The organism is Mycobacterium sp. 141 (assembly GCF_000382405.1).
In the GTDB taxonomy this organism is placed as follows: domain Bacteria; phylum Actinomycetota; class Actinomycetes; order Mycobacteriales; family Mycobacteriaceae; genus Mycobacterium.
Genome location: NZ_KB908255.1, coordinates 123698 through 139767, shown reverse-complemented (window position 1 = coordinate 139767; position 16070 = coordinate 123698). Strand labels below are relative to the sequence as shown.

At 65.9% G+C, this 16070-nt stretch carries 13 protein-coding genes, 1 tRNA gene and 2 pseudogenes; 7 read left to right on the top strand and 9 right to left on the bottom strand.

The window, feature by feature from the left end:
- Positions 1-63 precede the first annotated feature (63 nt).
- The 7 genes and pseudogenes from H276_RS0100780 to H276_RS22385 all read right to left on the bottom strand — a co-directional run.
- Positions 64-1128, bottom strand: coding sequence for an NUDIX hydrolase (locus H276_RS0100780; protein WP_019969398.1), 1065 nt, complete (start codon positions 1126-1128; stop codon positions 64-66).
- On the bottom strand, positions 1125-2294 hold the full coding sequence (locus H276_RS0100775; protein WP_019969397.1) for a glycosyltransferase family 4 protein: 1170 nt from the start codon (positions 2292-2294) through the stop codon (positions 1125-1127). The genes H276_RS0100780 and H276_RS0100775 overlap by 4 nt, the downstream gene beginning before the upstream one ends.
- A gap of 35 nt (positions 2295-2329) precedes the next feature.
- The gene (locus tag H276_RS0100770; RefSeq protein ID WP_019969396.1) at positions 2330-3250 is read right to left on the bottom strand and encodes a phosphatidylinositol mannoside acyltransferase; all 921 of its coding nucleotides are present in this window, start codon (positions 3248-3250) and stop codon (positions 2330-2332) included.
- Positions 3247-3918 carry a phosphatidylinositol phosphate synthase gene (pgsA, locus tag H276_RS0100765; protein ID WP_019969395.1) on the bottom strand — a complete coding sequence of 224 codons (672 nt, stop codon included), beginning with the start codon at positions 3916-3918 and terminating at the stop codon, positions 3247-3249. Before pgsA ends, H276_RS0100770 begins: the two co-directional genes overlap by 4 nt.
- Positions 3915-4502: an HIT domain-containing protein gene (locus H276_RS0100760; RefSeq protein WP_019969394.1), complete on the bottom strand. Its 588-nt coding sequence runs from the start codon at positions 4500-4502 to the stop codon at positions 3915-3917. Before H276_RS0100760 ends, pgsA begins: the two co-directional genes overlap by 4 nt.
- Positions 4499-6592, bottom strand: coding sequence for a threonine--tRNA ligase (gene thrS, locus H276_RS0100755; RefSeq protein ID WP_019969393.1), 2094 nt, complete (start codon positions 6590-6592; stop codon positions 4499-4501). Before thrS ends, H276_RS0100760 begins: the two co-directional genes overlap by 4 nt.
- 84 nt (positions 6593-6676) lie before the next feature.
- A pseudogene (locus H276_RS22385) lies at positions 6677-6874 on the bottom strand (PaaI family thioesterase); the annotation flags it as partial.
- 124 nt (positions 6875-6998) lie between these two features.
- On the opposite strand from H276_RS22385, the gene H276_RS0100745 reads away from it, so the two are divergent.
- Both H276_RS0100745 and H276_RS0100740 read left to right on the top strand, forming a co-directional pair.
- Positions 6999-9485 carry a glycogen/starch/alpha-glucan phosphorylase gene (locus tag H276_RS0100745; RefSeq protein ID WP_019969391.1) on the top strand — a complete coding sequence of 829 codons (2487 nt, stop codon included), beginning with the start codon at positions 6999-7001 and terminating at the stop codon, positions 9483-9485.
- Between the two features lie 296 nt (positions 9486-9781).
- Complete coding sequence (locus H276_RS0100740) at positions 9782-9994, top strand: molybdopterin-binding protein (RefSeq protein WP_019969390.1); 213 nt, start codon at positions 9782-9784, stop codon at positions 9992-9994.
- Positions 9995-10002: 8 nt separating this feature from the next.
- Here H276_RS0100740 and H276_RS0100735 read toward each other — a convergent pair whose 3' ends face one another.
- Positions 10003-12429, bottom strand: coding sequence for a Tex family protein (locus H276_RS0100735; protein WP_051111356.1), 2427 nt, complete (start codon positions 12427-12429; stop codon positions 10003-10005).
- A 250-nt stretch (positions 12430-12679) separates the two neighbouring features.
- On the opposite strand from H276_RS0100735, the gene H276_RS0100725 reads away from it, so the two are divergent.
- Complete coding sequence (locus H276_RS0100725) at positions 12680-13270, top strand: TetR/AcrR family transcriptional regulator (protein WP_019969387.1); 591 nt, start codon at positions 12680-12682, stop codon at positions 13268-13270.
- A gap of 103 nt (positions 13271-13373) precedes the next feature.
- On the opposite strand, the gene H276_RS0100720 is transcribed toward H276_RS0100725, so the two are convergent.
- A tRNA-Val gene (locus tag H276_RS0100720) sits at positions 13374-13438 on the bottom strand.
- Between the two features lie 219 nt (positions 13439-13657).
- Between H276_RS0100720 and H276_RS25110 the strand changes: the two are divergent.
- The 4 genes and pseudogenes from H276_RS25110 to H276_RS0100705 form a co-directional block, all read left to right on the top strand.
- Positions 13658-13852, top strand: a pseudogene (locus tag H276_RS25110) (hypothetical protein); the annotation flags it as partial.
- 300 nt (positions 13853-14152) lie between these two features.
- Positions 14153-14479, top strand: a complete 327-nt coding sequence (locus H276_RS23540; RefSeq protein WP_081625369.1) for a DUF2563 family protein — start codon at positions 14153-14155, stop codon at positions 14477-14479.
- 10 nt (positions 14480-14489) lie between these two features.
- Positions 14490-14744 carry a hypothetical protein gene (locus tag H276_RS24405; protein ID WP_155942906.1) on the top strand — a complete coding sequence of 85 codons (255 nt, stop codon included), beginning with the start codon at positions 14490-14492 and terminating at the stop codon, positions 14742-14744.
- Positions 14741-16060, top strand: a complete 1320-nt coding sequence (locus H276_RS0100705) for a hypothetical protein (RefSeq protein WP_026356429.1) — start codon at positions 14741-14743, stop codon at positions 16058-16060. The genes H276_RS24405 and H276_RS0100705 overlap by 4 nt, the downstream gene beginning before the upstream one ends.
- Positions 16061-16070 lie beyond the last annotated feature (10 nt).

Genomic DNA, 16070 nt, shown 5'->3' with positions numbered 1-16070 from the left:
CTGCCATCTCCTCCAATTGCTACTGATTCAGTCTATCTAGCTGCCAAGTCCATCGAATCCGCATCAGCGGATGGTTTGCAGCTCGCGATGCGGGGGTGTCCGTGTACTCGTCCGCCCGTCGGACGACTGTTCGGCCAGGTCGACGGCCTGTCCCAAGAGTTCACCCAACTGCAGCGGGTATACGGCCTCCCCGTCGGCGACCAGCTCGGCGATCATTGTTGCATCGCACCAACGGTGACCGTGGATGTAATGACGTTCCAACGTGGTCCGGCCCGAGGCCGAGGGTTCGAACCGCGGTGTCCGGTGGATGAAGAAGTACTCCTCGCTGCGGATCACCGAGGCATTGAAGTCGATCACCGCGTCGCGGCGCCATACCGGCCCGATCAAGGCCGCCGGATCCACCTCCAGGCCGGTCTCCTCGGCCAGTTCCCGCGCAGCGGCGTCCGGCAGTTTCTCGTCCTGCTGGACCGCGCCGCCGACCGTGAACCACCAGCGCGGCGCCGGATTGTCCGGCGTATCGATCGCCGGGTCGCTGCCGCGCAGGAGCAGCACTGCACCCGACTCGTCGAGCAGCACCACCCGCGCCGACAGGCGCCGGCTGACCGGGCCTGCCGCGACGCTCGACGCATCTGCGCGCTCGGCAATCTCGAAATAGCTCGGCAGCGCCGCGGTGCCGCCCAGCCGCAGCGTGCGCACGGCCGGACGCTCACGCAGCGCGAGGGTGTCGCGTACGGCGTCGTTGTGGAAGCGGCGCGCCAACAGCACTCGCGCCTCGGCGTCGGCCAGCTCGGCGACCAGCGCCACCGGCAACGACGCCGGGTCGACGGTCGCCAACGCGGCCGACAAGTCGTTCTCGGCCATTTCGCGCGCCGACCGCGGTGCCCGCTCCGCGGCGTCGGCCAGCGCAGCCAGTCGTCTGCCCTGCGGGCTGCCCGCATACGCGTCGACGGCGACGGCGCGGGCCACCACCGCGCGCCGCGCCAACGCACTGTCGAGCGCCTGCCACGACAAGTCGTAGCGCACGTGCAACCGGTCCAGCCGGTTGGCGGTCTGAAACGCCCACATCCCCACCAGCAACAGCACGACAACCAGCAGGATCAGGACGCCGACGATGATCTCCGCGGTCATGAAGCCGAACCTTTGGCCACGGCACCCTTACCCGTGGTCCCGGCGACCCGCACCTTCGTCCCAGAGCCCGCGACGGTTTCGTAGACCCTCATGATCTCGCCGGCCACGACCGACCAGTCGTAGCGGCGGACCCGATCGGTGGCGGCAGCGACGTAACGGGCTCGGGCCGCGTCATCGTCGAGGACGTCGATCAAGCCTTCGGCGAGAGCGTCCGCATCGTCCACCGGGACGAGTCGACCTACGCGGCCGTCGTCGAGGACGCGCCGGAAGGCGTCCAGATCGCTGGCCACCACGGCGGTGCCTGCGGCCATCGCCTCGACCAGGACGATGCCGAAGCTCTCCCCACCGAGATTGGGTGCGCAGTACACGTCGGCACTGCGCATCGCGGCCGCTTTGGTGGTGTCATCGACCTGGCCGAGGAACCGTAAATGTGACGCGAGATCACCGGCCTGCTCCCGCAACGCGTTCTCGTCGCCGCGCCCGACGATGAGGATCTCGATGTCGGCGAACCGCTCGACGAGTTTCGGCAGAGCACCGAGCAACACGGCCATGCCCTTGCGGGGCTCGTCGAATCGGCCGAGGAACAGCACCGTGCGACCGGGCCGCGGATAGCCGTCGAGCGGTGAGGCCTCGGCGAACGACGCCACGTCGACGCCGTTGGGGATCTCCACCGCGTCCGAGCCGAGCGCCTCCATCTGCCAGCGCCGCGCCAGGTCGGACACGGCGATACGGCCGACGATCTTCTCGTGCAGGGGCCGCAGGATCCCCTGGAACACCGACAGGGTCAGCGATTTCGTCGTCGAAGTGTGAAACGTCGCGACGATCGGCCCCTCGGCGATGTTCAGCGCCAGCATCGACAGGCTCGGCGCATTGGGTTCGTGCAGGTGCAGCACGTCGAAGTCACCGTGCTGCAGCCACTTCTTGACCGTCCGGTAAGTCGCCGGCCCGAATCGCAGCCGTGCGACCGAGCCGTTGTACGGGATCGGCACGGCCTTGCCGCCAGACACCACATAATCGGGCAGCGCGGCGTGGGCGTCAGCAGAAGTCGGGGCGAGCACGCTGACCTCGTTGCCGGCCGCCCGCATCACCTCGGCAAGCTGCAACACATGGGATTGCACGCCGCCGGGTACGTCGAACGAGTACGGGCAGACCATCCCGATTCGCATCGCTCAGCTCCGTCGCTTCTTCGTGCAAGCGCTCATCAGGTGCCCAACCGGGCGCGGCGCTCGTCCGAAAGGTCGGCCAGCCACTGCGGCTGCATCATGTGCCAGTCGGCCGGGTGCGCGGCGATGTTCTTGGCGAACTGATCGGCCAGCGCCTGGGTGACGATCCCGACGTCACCGGACGATGTGTCGAGCGGATCGAAGATCTCGACGACGCAGTCGTCGCCGTCGTAGTAGACGTGCGTCGGGTGCAGCGGGGCACCGGTCTCGATGGCGAGCTTGGCCGATCCGGCCGGCATCCGCGTGGGTTCGCCGAAGAAGTCGACCTCGACACCGCTGCGGGTCAGATCCCGCTCGGCCATCAGGCACACGACCCTGTTGTCGCGCAAGCGCTCTGAGAGCAGCTCGAAGGGCGGCCGTTCCCCGCCGGACAGCGGGAACACCTCGAAGCCGAGGCTCTCGCGGTACTCGATGAAGCGCCGGTACAGCGATTCGGGCTTGAGCCGTTCGGCCACGGTGGCGAAGGTGCCGTACCGGCTCACCAGCCAGACGCCGCCCATGTCCCAGTTCCCGCTGTGCGGAAGCGCAAGAATGCCACCGCGGCCGGCGTCGTGCGTGACCTTGAGCCTGTCCGCGCCGATGACCACTTCGTCGAGGCGCCGGGCGACGGCGGGCAGGTTCATCGACGGCAGCCGGAACGCTTCGCGCCAGTACCGCGCATAGGACGCCAGCGATTCCCGCATGAGGTCGCCGGGCACCTCGACGGGCGGCACCCCGATGACGCGGGCCAGGTTCTTGCGCAGTTGGTCGGGCCCGCCACCGAGTGACGCATACCACGCCCCGGCGTCGAACATGTTGCGGGCCATCGGCTCCGGCATGGCGCGTACCAGTTGCCAGCCAGCCGCGTAGCCGATGTCGGTCATCCGCCCGCTGAACGGGATTCGGCTGGTGATCGTCACCGCTCGCTCTGCCCGTTCGGCTCGGCGGGGTGGGACGGGTGCAGCGGTTCCATGGCGCCGGGCGAGGTACGCACCGCGTGTAGCCGCTGCGCGACGGTGACCACGCTGGCCACCGCGAGGACCCACATCGCGACATCCACCAGCCAGGGCACGTGCAGGAACGGCACCCCGGACAGCCCCGCGCCCAGCAGCACGATCACCAAGCGCTCGGGGCGCTCGATGATGCCACCGTCACCGTGCAGGCCACTGGCCTCCGCCCGGGCCTTGATGTACGAGATCACCTGGGAGGTGACCAGGCAGATCAGCGTGGCCACCACCAGCGCCGGCCTGTTCGCACCGAAGGCCGCCCACCACGCCAGACCGGCGAACACCGCGCCGTCGGCGATCCGGTCGCAGGTTGCGTCGAGCACCGCGCCGAACCGGCTTCCGCCGCCGCGTTCACGGGCCATCGCGCCGTCGAGCATGTCCGCGAGCACGAAGACGGCCACACTGAACGCGCCCCACCACAGTTGACCGATCGGGAACAGCGTCAGCGCGGCAGTCACCGAGCCCGCGGTGCCGACGATGGTGACGATGTCGGGAGTCAGGCCCGCACGCAGCGCCGCCTTGGCCACCGGACGGGACAGCTTGACGTAGGCGGCCCGGCTCATCAGGAACAGGTTGCTCACCGGTCCACTCCCGCCGGGCCCGACTGCTTGGCCCATTCCGTGGCCAGCAGCACCCGGGTTTCGCGCAGCAACTGGGGGATCACTTTGGCGCCGCCGATGATCGTGATGAAGTTGGCGTCACCGCCCCAGCGCGGCACCACGTGCATGTGCAGGTGGTCGGCCAGCGAACCGCCCGCCGACGTGCCGAGGTTGAGCCCGACGTTGAAACCGTGCGGACGGGACACCGCCTTGATCACGCGAATCGCCTTCTGCGCGAACGCCATGAGCTCGGCGCTCTCCTCGGCGGTGAGGTCCTCCAACTCCGACACCCGCCGGTACGGCACCACCATCAAGTGCCCCGGGTTGTACGGGTACAGGTTCAGCACCGCGTACACCTGTTGCCCGCGGGCCACCATCAGGCCGTCCTCGTCGGACAATTCCGGGATGTCGGTGAACGGTTCAGACGACCCGGCCGAACCGACCTTGTTGTTGCTCTTGACCGCGTCGGCGATGTAGCTCATCCGGTGCGGGGTCCACAGTCGCTGCAGATGGTCGGGGTCGCCGACACCGTGGTCGACGATGGTCCGCTCGTCTGGATCGGTCACGTCGGGGCTACCTGGCTCTTCGCGCAAGCGCTCATCGCCGTTACCGCGTTGACCAATTCGGCTGTCGGAACGGCATTCTCACGCCGCTCGATCCATTCGGCGATGGCGTTGAACGCTTGCTCGCGGGGCACACCGTTGATCTGGGTACGGTCCCCGAACCGGAACGAGACGGACTCGGCAGCCACATCTTTGTCGCCCGCCAGGAGCATGAACGGCACCTTCTGGTTGGTGTGGTTGACGATCTTCTTGGCCATCCGGTCGTCACTGGCATCCACCTCGACGCGAATCCCACGCGACTTCAGCTGGGCGGCAAACTCGTACAGGTAATCCAGGTGCGCGTCGGCGACCGGGATGCCGACCACCTGGACCGGCGCCAGCCACGCCGGGAACGCGCCCGCGTAATGCTCGGTGAGCACCCCGAAGAACCGCTCGATCGAACCGAACAGCGCCCGGTGGATCAACACGGGCCGCTGCCGGCTGCCGTCGGCGGCGGTGTACTCCAACTCGAACCGGTCGGGCATGTTGAAATCCAGCTGGATCGTCGACATCTGCCAGTTGCGCCCGAGCGCATCCTTGACCTGCACCGAGATCTTCGGTCCGTAGAACGCCGCGCCGCCCGGGTCGGGCACCAGGTCCAGGCCGGACGCCTCGGCCACCTCACGCAGGGTGTCGGTGGCCTCCTCCCAGATCTCGTCGGAGCCGACGTACTTCTCCGGGTCCTTGGTGGACAGCTCCAGGTAGAAGTCGTCGAGGCCGTAGTCGCGCAACAGGTCCAGCACGAACTGCAGCAGCCGGGTGAGCTCGTCGCGCATCTGCTCGCGCGTGGTGTAGATGTGCGCGTCGTCCTGGGTCATGCCACGCACCCGGGTCAGGCCGTGGATGACGCCGGACTTCTCGTAGCGGTAGACGCTGCCGAACTCGAAGAGCCGCAACGGAAGTTCACGATAAGAGCGGCCCCGCGACCGAAAGATCAGGTGGTGCATGGGGCAGTTCATGGGCTTGAGGTAGTAGTCCTGCCCCGGCTTACGAACCGAACCGTCCTCGTTGAACTCCGCGTCGATATGCATCGGCGGGAACATGCCGTCGGCGTACCACTCCAGGTGCCCCGAGGTTATGTACAGCTGCTCCTTGGTGATGTGCGGGGTGTTGACGAACTCGTAGCCCGCCTCCAGGTGCTTGCGGCGCGAGTAGTCCTCGAGCTCACGACGCACCACGCCGCCCTTCGGGTGGAAAACCGGTAGGCCCGAACCCAATTCGTCGGGGAAGCTGAACAGGTCGAGCTCCACGCCGAGCTTGCGGTGATCGCGGCGCTGGGCCTCCTCGATGAGCTCGAGATGCTTGTCGAGAGCTTCCTGCGATTCCCAGGCGGTGCCGTAGATGCGCTGCAGGCTCGCGTTGTTCTGGTTGCCCCGCCAGTAGGCCGCGGAGCTGCGGGTCAGCTTGAACGCCGGGATGTGCTTGGTGGTCGGGATGTGAGGTCCGCGGCACAGATCTCCCCAGACCCGTTCCTTGGTGCGGGGGTTGAGGTTGTCGTAGGCGGTGAGCTCGTCGCCGCCCACTTCCATGACCTCCGGATCGTCGGCCCCGGACTTGTCGTCGACCAGTTCCAGCTTGTAGGGCTCGCCGGCGAGTTCCCGACGGGCTTCGTCCTTGGACTCGTAGACCCGCCGGTCGAACAGCTGACCGTCCTTGACGATCTTCTGCATCCGCTTCTCGAGCCGCTCCAGGTCCTCGGGCGTGAACGGCTGGGGGACGTCGAAGTCGTAGTAGAAGCCGTCGACGATGGGCGGCCCGATCCCGAGCTTGGCCTCGGGGAAGAGATCCTGCACGGCCTGCGCGAGCACGTGGGCACACGAATGCCGGATGACGCTGCGGCCGTCCTCGGTATCGGCGGCGACCGGGGTCACCTCGACATCGGCATCGGGGATCCAGGACAGGTCACGCAGCCGGCCGTCGGCGTCGCGGACCACCACGATGGCATCGACGGCACCACGCTGCGGCAGCCCCGCCTCGCGGACCGCCGCCCCGGCGGTAGTCCCGGCAGCGACCCGGATCGGGGCTGCGGGGGCGGAGCTGGCGGCGGCGCTCATCGGGGACTCTCCTATGGTTGCGGGGCGCAATACGATCGCGACCATGCTATCGGTGAGGCGGCCCACGCCCCGAGCCCGCTGGGGTCAAGGCTGCCCTGGTTTGGGCCGCACAAACAGCGCATCGGCCTCCGTGAGCACGTCGTCGCCGTCGCAGCGCCGTCCGACCACGAAGATCTCGCAGCCCTCAATACCCTCGCTACCCGCGTTCACCTGCAGTTCTTTCTCGATCGGCACGGTCTTGCGGTAGTTGACGTGGAGCTAGGCAGTCCGCTGGTGTGGGTGCGCGTCAGCTTCGCGGCGGTGACGTGGGTCCGGCGGGGTGAACCCTCCATCGCGCCGCGGCCGTTCACTTGCCGGACTTCCTTTGCAGGTTCGCTGTGCATGTTCGGCTGCCAGACTCCCCGCCATGACCGACGTCGCGCAGAACGTGCCCACGCACGAACACAGCCGCACCGGCCTGTCGGCGGATGCCCTACGCCGCGGCATCGTCGACCATCTCCGCTACTCGATCGGCCGGCCGGCTGCCGCGCTGCGGCCTGAGCACTACTATCGGGCTCTAGCCCTGGCCGTGCGGGACCGGATGCAGGACAACCGGGTCGCGTCGACGCAGACATCCCTCGACCTCGGCCGCAAGGTCACGTGCTACCTCTCGGCCGAGTTCCTGATGGGCCCGCAGCTGGGCGCCAACCTGCTCAACCTGCAGATCGAGTCGGCCGCTCGCGCCGCGCTTGCCGAGCTGGGTCAGGATCTCGACGAGGTGCTGGCCTGCGAGGAGGAACCCGGCCTGGGCAACGGCGGTCTGGGCCGGCTCGCCGCGTGCTACCTCGACTCGCTGGCGACGCTTGAACGTCCGGCGATCGGCTACGGCGTCCGCTACGAGTTCGGCATCTTCGACCAGGAGATCCACGACGGCTGGCAGTTCGAGAAGACCGACAACTGGCTTGATAACGGAAACCCTTGGGAGATCGCCAAACCCGATGTGAGCTACGAGGTGAACTGGGGCGGCTACGCCGAGCACTACACCGACGAGGCCGGCCACGACCGGGCGCGATGGGTGCCGGGGCGGGTGATCAAGGGCGTCGCCTACGACACCCCCATCCAGGGTTACGGCGTCAAGACGTGCAACGTGCTGACGTTGTGGAGCGCCCGGGCCGTCAAGTCGTTCGCATTGGAGGCGTTCAATACCGGCGACTATTACAAGGCCGTCGAGGACGAGGTCACCTCCGAGACCGTGACCAAGGTGCTCTACCCGAACGACGAGCCCGATGTCGGCAAACGGCTGCGCCTGCTGCAGCAGTACTTCTTCGTGTCGTGCTCGCTGCAGCACGTCCTACACATTCTCGATGACCTCGCCGACGTCTCGGTGCGCGAGCTTCCCGAGCGGTTCGCCTTGCAGCTCAACGACACTCACCCCGCTATCGGGGTAGCCGAGCTGATGCGGCTACTGCTCGACGAGCGGCAGCTGAGCTGGGACGAGGCGTGGGACATCACAGTCGCGTCGTTCGGTTACACCAACCACACCCTGCTGCCCGAGGCGCTGGAGACCTGGCCGCTGGCCATGTTCGGCGAATCCCTGCCGCGACACCTGGAGATCATCTACGAGATCAACCGCCGTTTCCTCGACGAGGTCGCCGCCAAGTATCCCGATGACACCGACCGGCTGCGCCGGATGTCGCTGATCGGAGAGGACAACGGCAAGAATGTGCGGATGGCGCATCTTGCCACCGTCGGCAGCCACGCCGTCAACGGTGTCGCGGCGTTGCATTCGGAACTGCTGAAATCCAGTGTGCTCAAAGACTTCTACGCGATGTGGCCCGAGCGGTTCTCCAACAAGACCAACGGTGTCACCCCGCGCCGATTTCTGGCACTGTCCAATCCCGGGCTCCGCAGCCTGCTCGACGACACCATCGGCGATGGCTGGCTGAGCGATCTGACCAAGCTGCGCGGACTGGAGCCCTACGCCGACGATCCAGCCTTCCGCACCCAGTGGCGAGCGATCAAGCGGGACAACAAGGCTCGGTTGGCCACCTATGTCGCTTCGACCACCGGAGTAGCACTGAACCCTGACTGGCTGTTCGACATCCAGGTCAAACGCATTCACGAGTACAAGCGCCAACATCTCAACGTGCTGAACATCGTCACGCAGTACCACCGCCTCAAGCAAAACCCCGGACTGGACATCGTCCCGCGCGCATTCGTCTTCGGTGGCAAGGCCGCACCCGGCTACTTGCTGGCCAAACGAATCATCAAGCTGATCAACGCGGTCGGTGAGACCGTGAACAACGATCCAGACGTCAACCGGTTCCTCAAAGTCGCCTTCGTCCCGAACTTCAATGTGCAGAACGCCGAATTCATCTATCCCGCCGCCGATCTGTCCGAACAGATCTCGACGGCCGGCAAGGAGGCTTCGGGCACCGGCAACATGAAATTCATGATCAACGGCGCGCTGACCATCGGGACGCTCGACGGCGCCAACGTCGAAATGCGCGAGGAGGTCGGCGCGGAGAACTTCTTCCTATTCGGCCTGACTGTCGACGAGGTCGAGCGGATCAAGCGCGACGGCTACCGGCCGTCGGACTATGTGGCAGGCAATCCCGAACTCGCAGCAGTGCTCGACCTGATCGCCGAGGGCGCCTTCTCTCACGGTGACACCGAAGTGTTCCGCCCGCTGGTCGACAACCTGCTCCACAACGACCCGTTCTTGGTGCTGGCCGACTACGCGTCCTATGTCGAGTGCCAAGAGCGGGTCAGCACCGCGTGGCGCGACACCGACGCCTGGACCTACAAGTCGATCCTGAACACCGCACGCAGCGGCAAGTTCTCGTCGGACCGGGCAATCACCGAGTACTGCGACGACATCTGGGGCGTCGGACCGATCAACATCACGCGATAGCCCCCATCGTCAAGCTCATTAGCTCCCCAGCGTCACGAACTCCCCAGCGTCACGCTGGAGTGGCATTGGCGCCCGAGTGTCACGCTGGAGTGACGCCAAGCGCAGCCGCCGGTCTCAGCACGGCAGCGACGCCATGACCCGAATGCCCAGAGCGGATAACGTATTTCCACGAGCGTGAATCGTCTGCGCGGTCTTCGCGAATCTTCCGCACTGGCTTCACATTCGCGAACCGTGCAGCGCCTCGAAGCCCGAAGTGTAACCTGCACGGCGTCAGCATCACAGACGGGAGTTTCACCATGCGCCTCTCCACCCGCAACCAACTTGCCGGCACGATCATGGAGGTCAGCCTCGGCGCTGTGATGGCCACGGTGAAAGTTCGCCTGGACGGCGGTGATCAGATCGTCACGTCATCGATCACCCGCGACGCCGCGGTGGATCTGGGACTCAAGGAGGGGCAGCCGGCCACGGTGTTCATCAAGTCCACCGAGGTCGCCATCGGCGTCGAATGACGCCGCGACTACTTGTTCCCGAAGCCGGCCTTGCGTAGCGCATCAGCCAAAGAACCTGACGGCTGAGTCGAGCGCCGGGAGTCGTTGCCGCGACCGCGGGCCTGATTACCGCGAGCCTGATTACCGCCGTCGCGACGGCTGTTTCCACCGCCGCGGTTCTGGTTGCCACCACGGTTGTCGCCGCCACGCTCGGGTCGCTGGCCCCGATCCCCTTCGGGGCTGTCGTTCAGGCGCAGGGTCAGGCTGATCCGCTGCCGGTCGACGTCGACGTCGAGCACCTTGACCCGCACCACCTGGCCGGACTTCACCACCTCGTGTGGATCGGAGATGAAGCGGTCGGCCATCGCTGAGACGTGTACCAGCCCGTCCTGGTGCACACCCACGTCGACGAACGCCCCGAAGGCCGCGACGTTGGTCACCACACCTTCCAAGACCATGCCGGGCTTGAGGTCGCCGACCTTTTCCACCCCGGCGGCGAAGGTGGCCGTGGAGAACGCGGGCCGCGGGTCACGGCCGGGCTTTTCCAGCTCGCCGAGGATGTCGGTGACCGTGGGGATGCCGAAGCGATCGTCGGCGAAGTCGGCGGGCTTGAGCGACCGCAGTGAGCGCTCATTGCCGATCAGCTCGGCCAGGGTTACCCCGGAGCGGTCCAGGATCCGGCGGACCACGGGGTAGGACTCCGGGTGCACGCCGGAGGCGTCCAGTGGATCTTCGCCGTCGCGGATTCGCAGGAACCCCGCACATTGTTCAAACGCTTTGGGACCCAAACGGGGAACGTTGAGCAGCGCCTTGCGACTGCAAAACGCCCCTGCACTCTCCCGGTGGGCGACGATGGCGCCGGCCAGTGATTCGGTGACCCCGGACACCCGCGCCAGCAGCGGGGCGGAGGCGGTGTTGAGGTCGACACCCACCGCGTTCACCGCGTCCTCGACGACCGCGTCGAGGCTGCGTGCCAGCAAGCCGGGCGTCACGTCGTGCTGGTACTGCCCGACACCGATGGACTTCGGATCGATCTTCACCAACTCGGCCAGCGGATCCTGCAGTCGGCGCGCGATCGACACCGCACCACGCAGCGTCACGTCGAGATCGGGCAGCTCGTGCGCGGCGTAGGCAGACGCCGAGTACACCGACGCGCCGGCTTCGCTCACCATGGCCTTGGTGGGCGCGGGTGCGCCGGCCGAGCGAATGTCGGCGATGAGTTCGGCAGCCAACGCGTCGGTTTCGCGTGACGCAGTGCCGTTGCCGACGGCGATCAGCTCGACGCCATGGCGTGCGACGAGTGCGGCCAGGGTGGCCTTGGCTTGGTCCCACTGCTTCTGTGGCTGGTGCGGGTAGACGGCGCAGGTATCGACCACCTTGCCGGTGCCGTCCACCACCGCAACCTTGACGCCGGTGCGGAAACCGGGATCGAGGCCCAACGTCGTGCGGGTGCCCGCGGGGGCCGCCAGCAGCAGGTCCTTGAGGTTGCGGGCGAACACCGTCACTGCCTCGTCCTCGGCTCGCTGACGCAACCGCATCCGGGCGTCGACCGACGCGGAGATCATCAGCTTGGCCCGCCAGGCCAGCCGGACAGTAGTCGCCAACCAAGGTGTCGCCGGGGCCTTAGCGGCCAGGTCGATGCCGAGAGACTGGGCGACCATGGCCTGGTAGGTCTCGTCGTCGCCGGCGTCGAAGGTCAGCGCCAGCGCCTCTTCCTTCTCGCCGCGCAGCACGGCCAGCACGCGATGTGACGGCATGTTCTTCAGCGGCTCGGAGAACTCGAAGTAATCGCGGAACTTCTGGGCCGCAGGGCTTTTCGCCGCCTCATCGGACCACGGAGCGGTGCGCAGCGCCCCGTCTGCCCAGAACTTCTCCCTGGTGGCGCCGACCAGCTCGGCGTCCTCGGAGGCCCGCTCGATGATGATGTGGCGCGCGCCGTCGAGTGCGGCCGCGGCATCGGCGACGTTGTCGTTGAGGAACTCACCGGCCAGCTCTTCGGGGGCCACCGTCGGGTCGGCGACCAGCCGGTCGGCCAACGGCTCCAGACCCGCCTCCTTGGCGATCTGCGCCTTGGTGCGCCGCTTGGGCTTATAGGGCAGGTAGATGTCTTCGACGCGCGCCTTGGTGTCCGCCGCCATCAGCGCGGCACGCAGCTCGTCGGTCAGCTTGCCCTGCTCCTCGATGGAGGTCAGCACCGCATCGCGGCGCTGATCGAGTTCGCGCAGGTAGGTCAGCCGCTCCTCGAGGGTGCGCAGTTGGCCGTCGTCGAGGCTTCCGGTGACCTCCTTGCGGTACCGCGCGATGAACGGAACCGTCGCACCCTCGTCCAGCAGCCCGACGGCCGCGGCCACCTGGCGCTCACCCACGGTGAGTTCTTCGGCGATGCGGGCCGTCACCGACTTGACAGTGCGGACGCGAGGAGCAGTTTTTTCGGACGGGGGAACGCTCTGGGTCACGTCGGAGGACCCTACCGAACCCTGCCGACAGCGCCCGATATGGACGCCGCGTGTGTCTGGCCGTGAGACAGCGGCCAAATCGACCTTTGACACCGACCGCGACCACCGCCGAGCGCACACCGCTTTTGCCGTGGTGTCGGGTCACCACACCGTGGAACAGCGCACGTAGACGATCGTTCGAGGCGGTGGTTCAAGACAGGACGCGGATAAGCTTGGTCCGACAACATCCTCGGAAACTGGAGAGTGCGCCATGCGGGTGCCAGCAGACGAACGAAAAGAACAGCTGATTTCAGCGACCGTTGAGCTGATGCGTCGTGAGGGTGTTCAGTCGGTGACCATCCGGGCCATAGCCAAGGAGGCCAACGCCAACTTGGCTGCTGCACATTATTGCTTCAACAACAAGGACGAGCTCATGGACGCGGCCGCCGAGGCGTGGTTCAAGAACCTGAGCCGGTTTTCCAAAGACGCCTCGATCGAGCTGGGGCTCCGTACGGCCGTGGAACAAGTGGCCGAAGGCTACTGGCGAGCCCTGGACGAGGAGCCGAGGAGCCTCCTTGCCGAGCTGGAACTCATCTTGTGGGCAACGCGCAACGCCGCCGTCAGCCCGCTGGTCACGAAAATTTACCCTGCCTACGAAGCGGAACTTGGACGCATCTTCTCTTCCGCAGCCAGTAACAATGGTGACGAATGCCGCATGAGCTTTCCGGCGCTCGTAAGAGCCTTCCTGATGGTTTACGACGGGGCAGCCATTCAATACTTGACCGATCCGAGAGCCGCTGACGATTACCGGGCCTTGCACTTCATGATGGTTGATGCGCTGCTGCTCAAAGCCGGTGTATAACTCCACTGTTCGCTGACGAGGCCACGTCGGCGCGCACCCCGGGGTTACGCGGTCGGCGTCGAGCGTGCAACTGGCATCGACGACAAGCTGCATAAACAGGTCGTGGTCCCGGCTGGTATCGAACCAGCGACCTTCCGCGTGTGAGGCGGACGGGATGTCCACTGACCTGCAGTTTATATGCGTCTGTGCGTCGTATGCGGCGTATTGAGCTGGGCTGACTCTTTGAGGCTGTCCGGCAAACGGACATAAACCGAACACGGTTGCTGCACTCTCGATCAGGGGCAACCCGTGCGTCTCGTATTGCCGATGACGCGCCAGCGGGCTCCCGGGGAACGGGTAACCCGATGCCCAACAGCATCGCACAGCCGGACACGCTCGCCACCGCGGCGCTCGTCCTCACCAAACACCCACGGCGACAGGGAATACCAGCACATCGTGCCCGAACCCTGGCACGAACCTGGCAAAGGGCCAGGCCGATTCTGGGGCGCTTTCGGTCTCGACCGTGCCACCGCCACCGTGGAAATCGGCAAAGACACCTACCTGACCGCGCGCCGCATCATCCGCCGCTGTTTGCGCTCCCAACGCATGGGCCGTCGTTCGCTACCCAACTGGCGAGAGCAGTCTCATACAGTTGTTGCGGGCCATCACGTTGTTAACGGCGACGGAACGTTGCGGCTCGCGTCGTTGTCTGACGACTTGTGCATTCAAACTGCGTCGACAGCGATAGTCTGGTCTGTAATCTGACGGCACCCTGGACACGGTCTTGTACCGGGATTGGGATGTGGCCACCCTCACTTCCAAGCTCGCTGCGGTGTCAACTTTTGCCGTCGAGCAAATATTTTGTTGCGGTTGCGCGCTGTCGGTGCGTGTTAGCGTGCGACTATGCCAGCTGAGGGGATTGAGGTCAGCACGCCGAAACTTGGGCGTGGGGCTGAATGTTGCCATAACGCGGCCGGCTCGGCGCGCCGAGCCGCCGAACATCTGGGTGACGTGCCTTCGTCGGGGATCTTCGGTGGTCATGTCGAGGCGCAGGAGTTTCACGCCGCTTTGGATGCCGCCCATCGAGGGCACCAGGAGGATCTCCACGGGCACCACACTGCGCTGACGGAGTTGGCGGGCAACGCCGGTACCGCGAAACAGATGTTTATCGGCACCGACGACGCCGGGGCCGCCAGCCTGGACTCGGTGGCCGCGGCGTTCGGCACGTAGGTCTGAGCCGATGAGCCGCCCGCAGGGTCTAGTACAGCTCGATGTCAACGAGTTGATCAGCGAGGCCGGTGGCGATCCGTGGCTGGTCGATGACGAGTTGCAGGCGGGCGATCCCGGTGCGATCAATGCCAAGGCAGACGCCTACCACCGCGCAAGCATGGGCGTCACTGAAGCACAAGACGATTTCAATCGGGCAAAAAGGAGTTCGAGGACGCGTATCGGCGCAACGGCTCAGAAGCACCGATCAACGAGTCAGCCGAGGTGACACAGACCACTGAGCGGCTGCACCTGAAGAAGAAAGAGATCGCCGAGATTGCGACAGATTTGGAGAAAATCGCTGCGGGTCTAGCGACAGCTCAGCGCGACAGCGAGGCCGAGATCACCAAACTGAACAACGATCTCAACGCCATCGACGACCGGATCATCGACGCTATCAACAACAACCAAGACCCCAGCGGGTTACACGCAGAGGCCGTCGCGGCGGTTAGCGCATCGCTCGCGCAGATCAAAGGAATCCAGGGCACCTACAACTCCGTGCTCACCGAAGCCCAGTCGAAGATGGCATCGAATAGCGGCTACACACCTGAAGCGATTGACAATCTCGACGGGGTGACAGGCAGCCCATCGGCAGCGGCACAGCAGTACAACGAGTCAGGGCAGCGGACAAAAGACCAGGCCCTCGTCGATAAAGCCAAGGCGGAGGGCAGGACTGGCGCCTACGACCCGAGTTCACCAGGACGCCCCGGCTACATGACCGAGGAAGAGGCCGCGGCAGCACAGCGCCTCCACGACTACGATGCGATCACCCAACCATTCGGCGCATCGTCCCCTGAATCACAGCATCTAGCCGGTGAACGCCTCAATGACTTCGCCGCCACCCAGATCGTCGGTCCACTGCCAGTCGACCCGGTATTCGGCCGTGATGCCCGCGCCCAAGCTAAGACTCGGCTCGAACTGATCGCCGCTGTCCAGCACGGACAAGTCCCCTGGCACACAGAACGAACAACGATCGATGAGGCAACCCGCATCGTCGACCAAATGCAGGCTGCTGACCGGGCCGCCATCTTAGCGAAAGTGCGAGGCGGGCTGCTGGAAAGCGGTATGTCACCCGAGGGAGCCACCGCGTTCGTCGAAAACGTGGCCCAGGGCGGCGCTATCCCCCAAGAGGTCATAGACGCCGCCAACAACTCCAGCAAAGTTCTCGCTGGTGAAGGTCATGGTGCTGCGGGTGCCGTCAAAGCTGCCCCGTCCGGCGGGCACTGGGGGGACCGAGTGCCCTGGTCCACACAGGATCTTGAGGCACTGAAATCAGTCGGCAAACACGTCGGCGGGGTCGGCAACCTCATCACGCTGGGGACCAGCCTCCACGACTGGCACAATGGCGCGGACCCCGGCGAGCTTATTGCAAAAGGCGCCGGTGGCTGGGCTGGTGCGTGGGCGGGCGGCGCACCCGCCGCCGCACTCGGGGGCACGCTTGCCGGACCGCCCGGGGCCTTTGTTCTCGGCCTCATTGGCGGCACTGCGGGCGCATTCGGCGGCGAGTGGGGCGGCGGAAAGATCTACAAATGGATATCGGAGTAGCCGTATGCAT

Bases quoted from the DNA above. Each gene is read 5' to 3' on its own strand.
- thrS (WP_019969393.1), bottom strand. From the start codon at position 6,592: ATGAGCGCCGCCGCCAGCTCCGCCCCCGCAGCCCCGATCCGGGTCGCT.
- H276_RS0100780 (WP_019969398.1), bottom strand. From the start codon at position 1,128: ATGACCGCGGAGATCATCGTCGGCGTCCTGATCCTGCTGGTTGTCGTG.
- H276_RS0100740 (WP_019969390.1), top strand. From the start codon at position 9,782: ATGCGCCTCTCCACCCGCAACCAACTTGCCGGCACGATCATGGAGGTC.
- H276_RS0100775 (WP_019969397.1), bottom strand. From the start codon at position 2,294: ATGCGAATCGGGATGGTCTGCCCGTACTCGTTCGACGTACCCGGCGGC.
- H276_RS0100725 (WP_019969387.1), top strand. From the start codon at position 12,680: ATGCGGGTGCCAGCAGACGAACGAAAAGAACAGCTGATTTCAGCGACC.
- H276_RS0100745 (WP_019969391.1), top strand. From the start codon at position 6,999: ATGACCGACGTCGCGCAGAACGTGCCCACGCACGAACACAGCCGCACC.
- H276_RS23540 (WP_081625369.1), top strand. From the start codon at position 14,153: ATGCCAGCTGAGGGGATTGAGGTCAGCACGCCGAAACTTGGGCGTGGG.
- H276_RS24405 (WP_155942906.1), top strand. From the start codon at position 14,490: ATGAGCCGCCCGCAGGGTCTAGTACAGCTCGATGTCAACGAGTTGATC.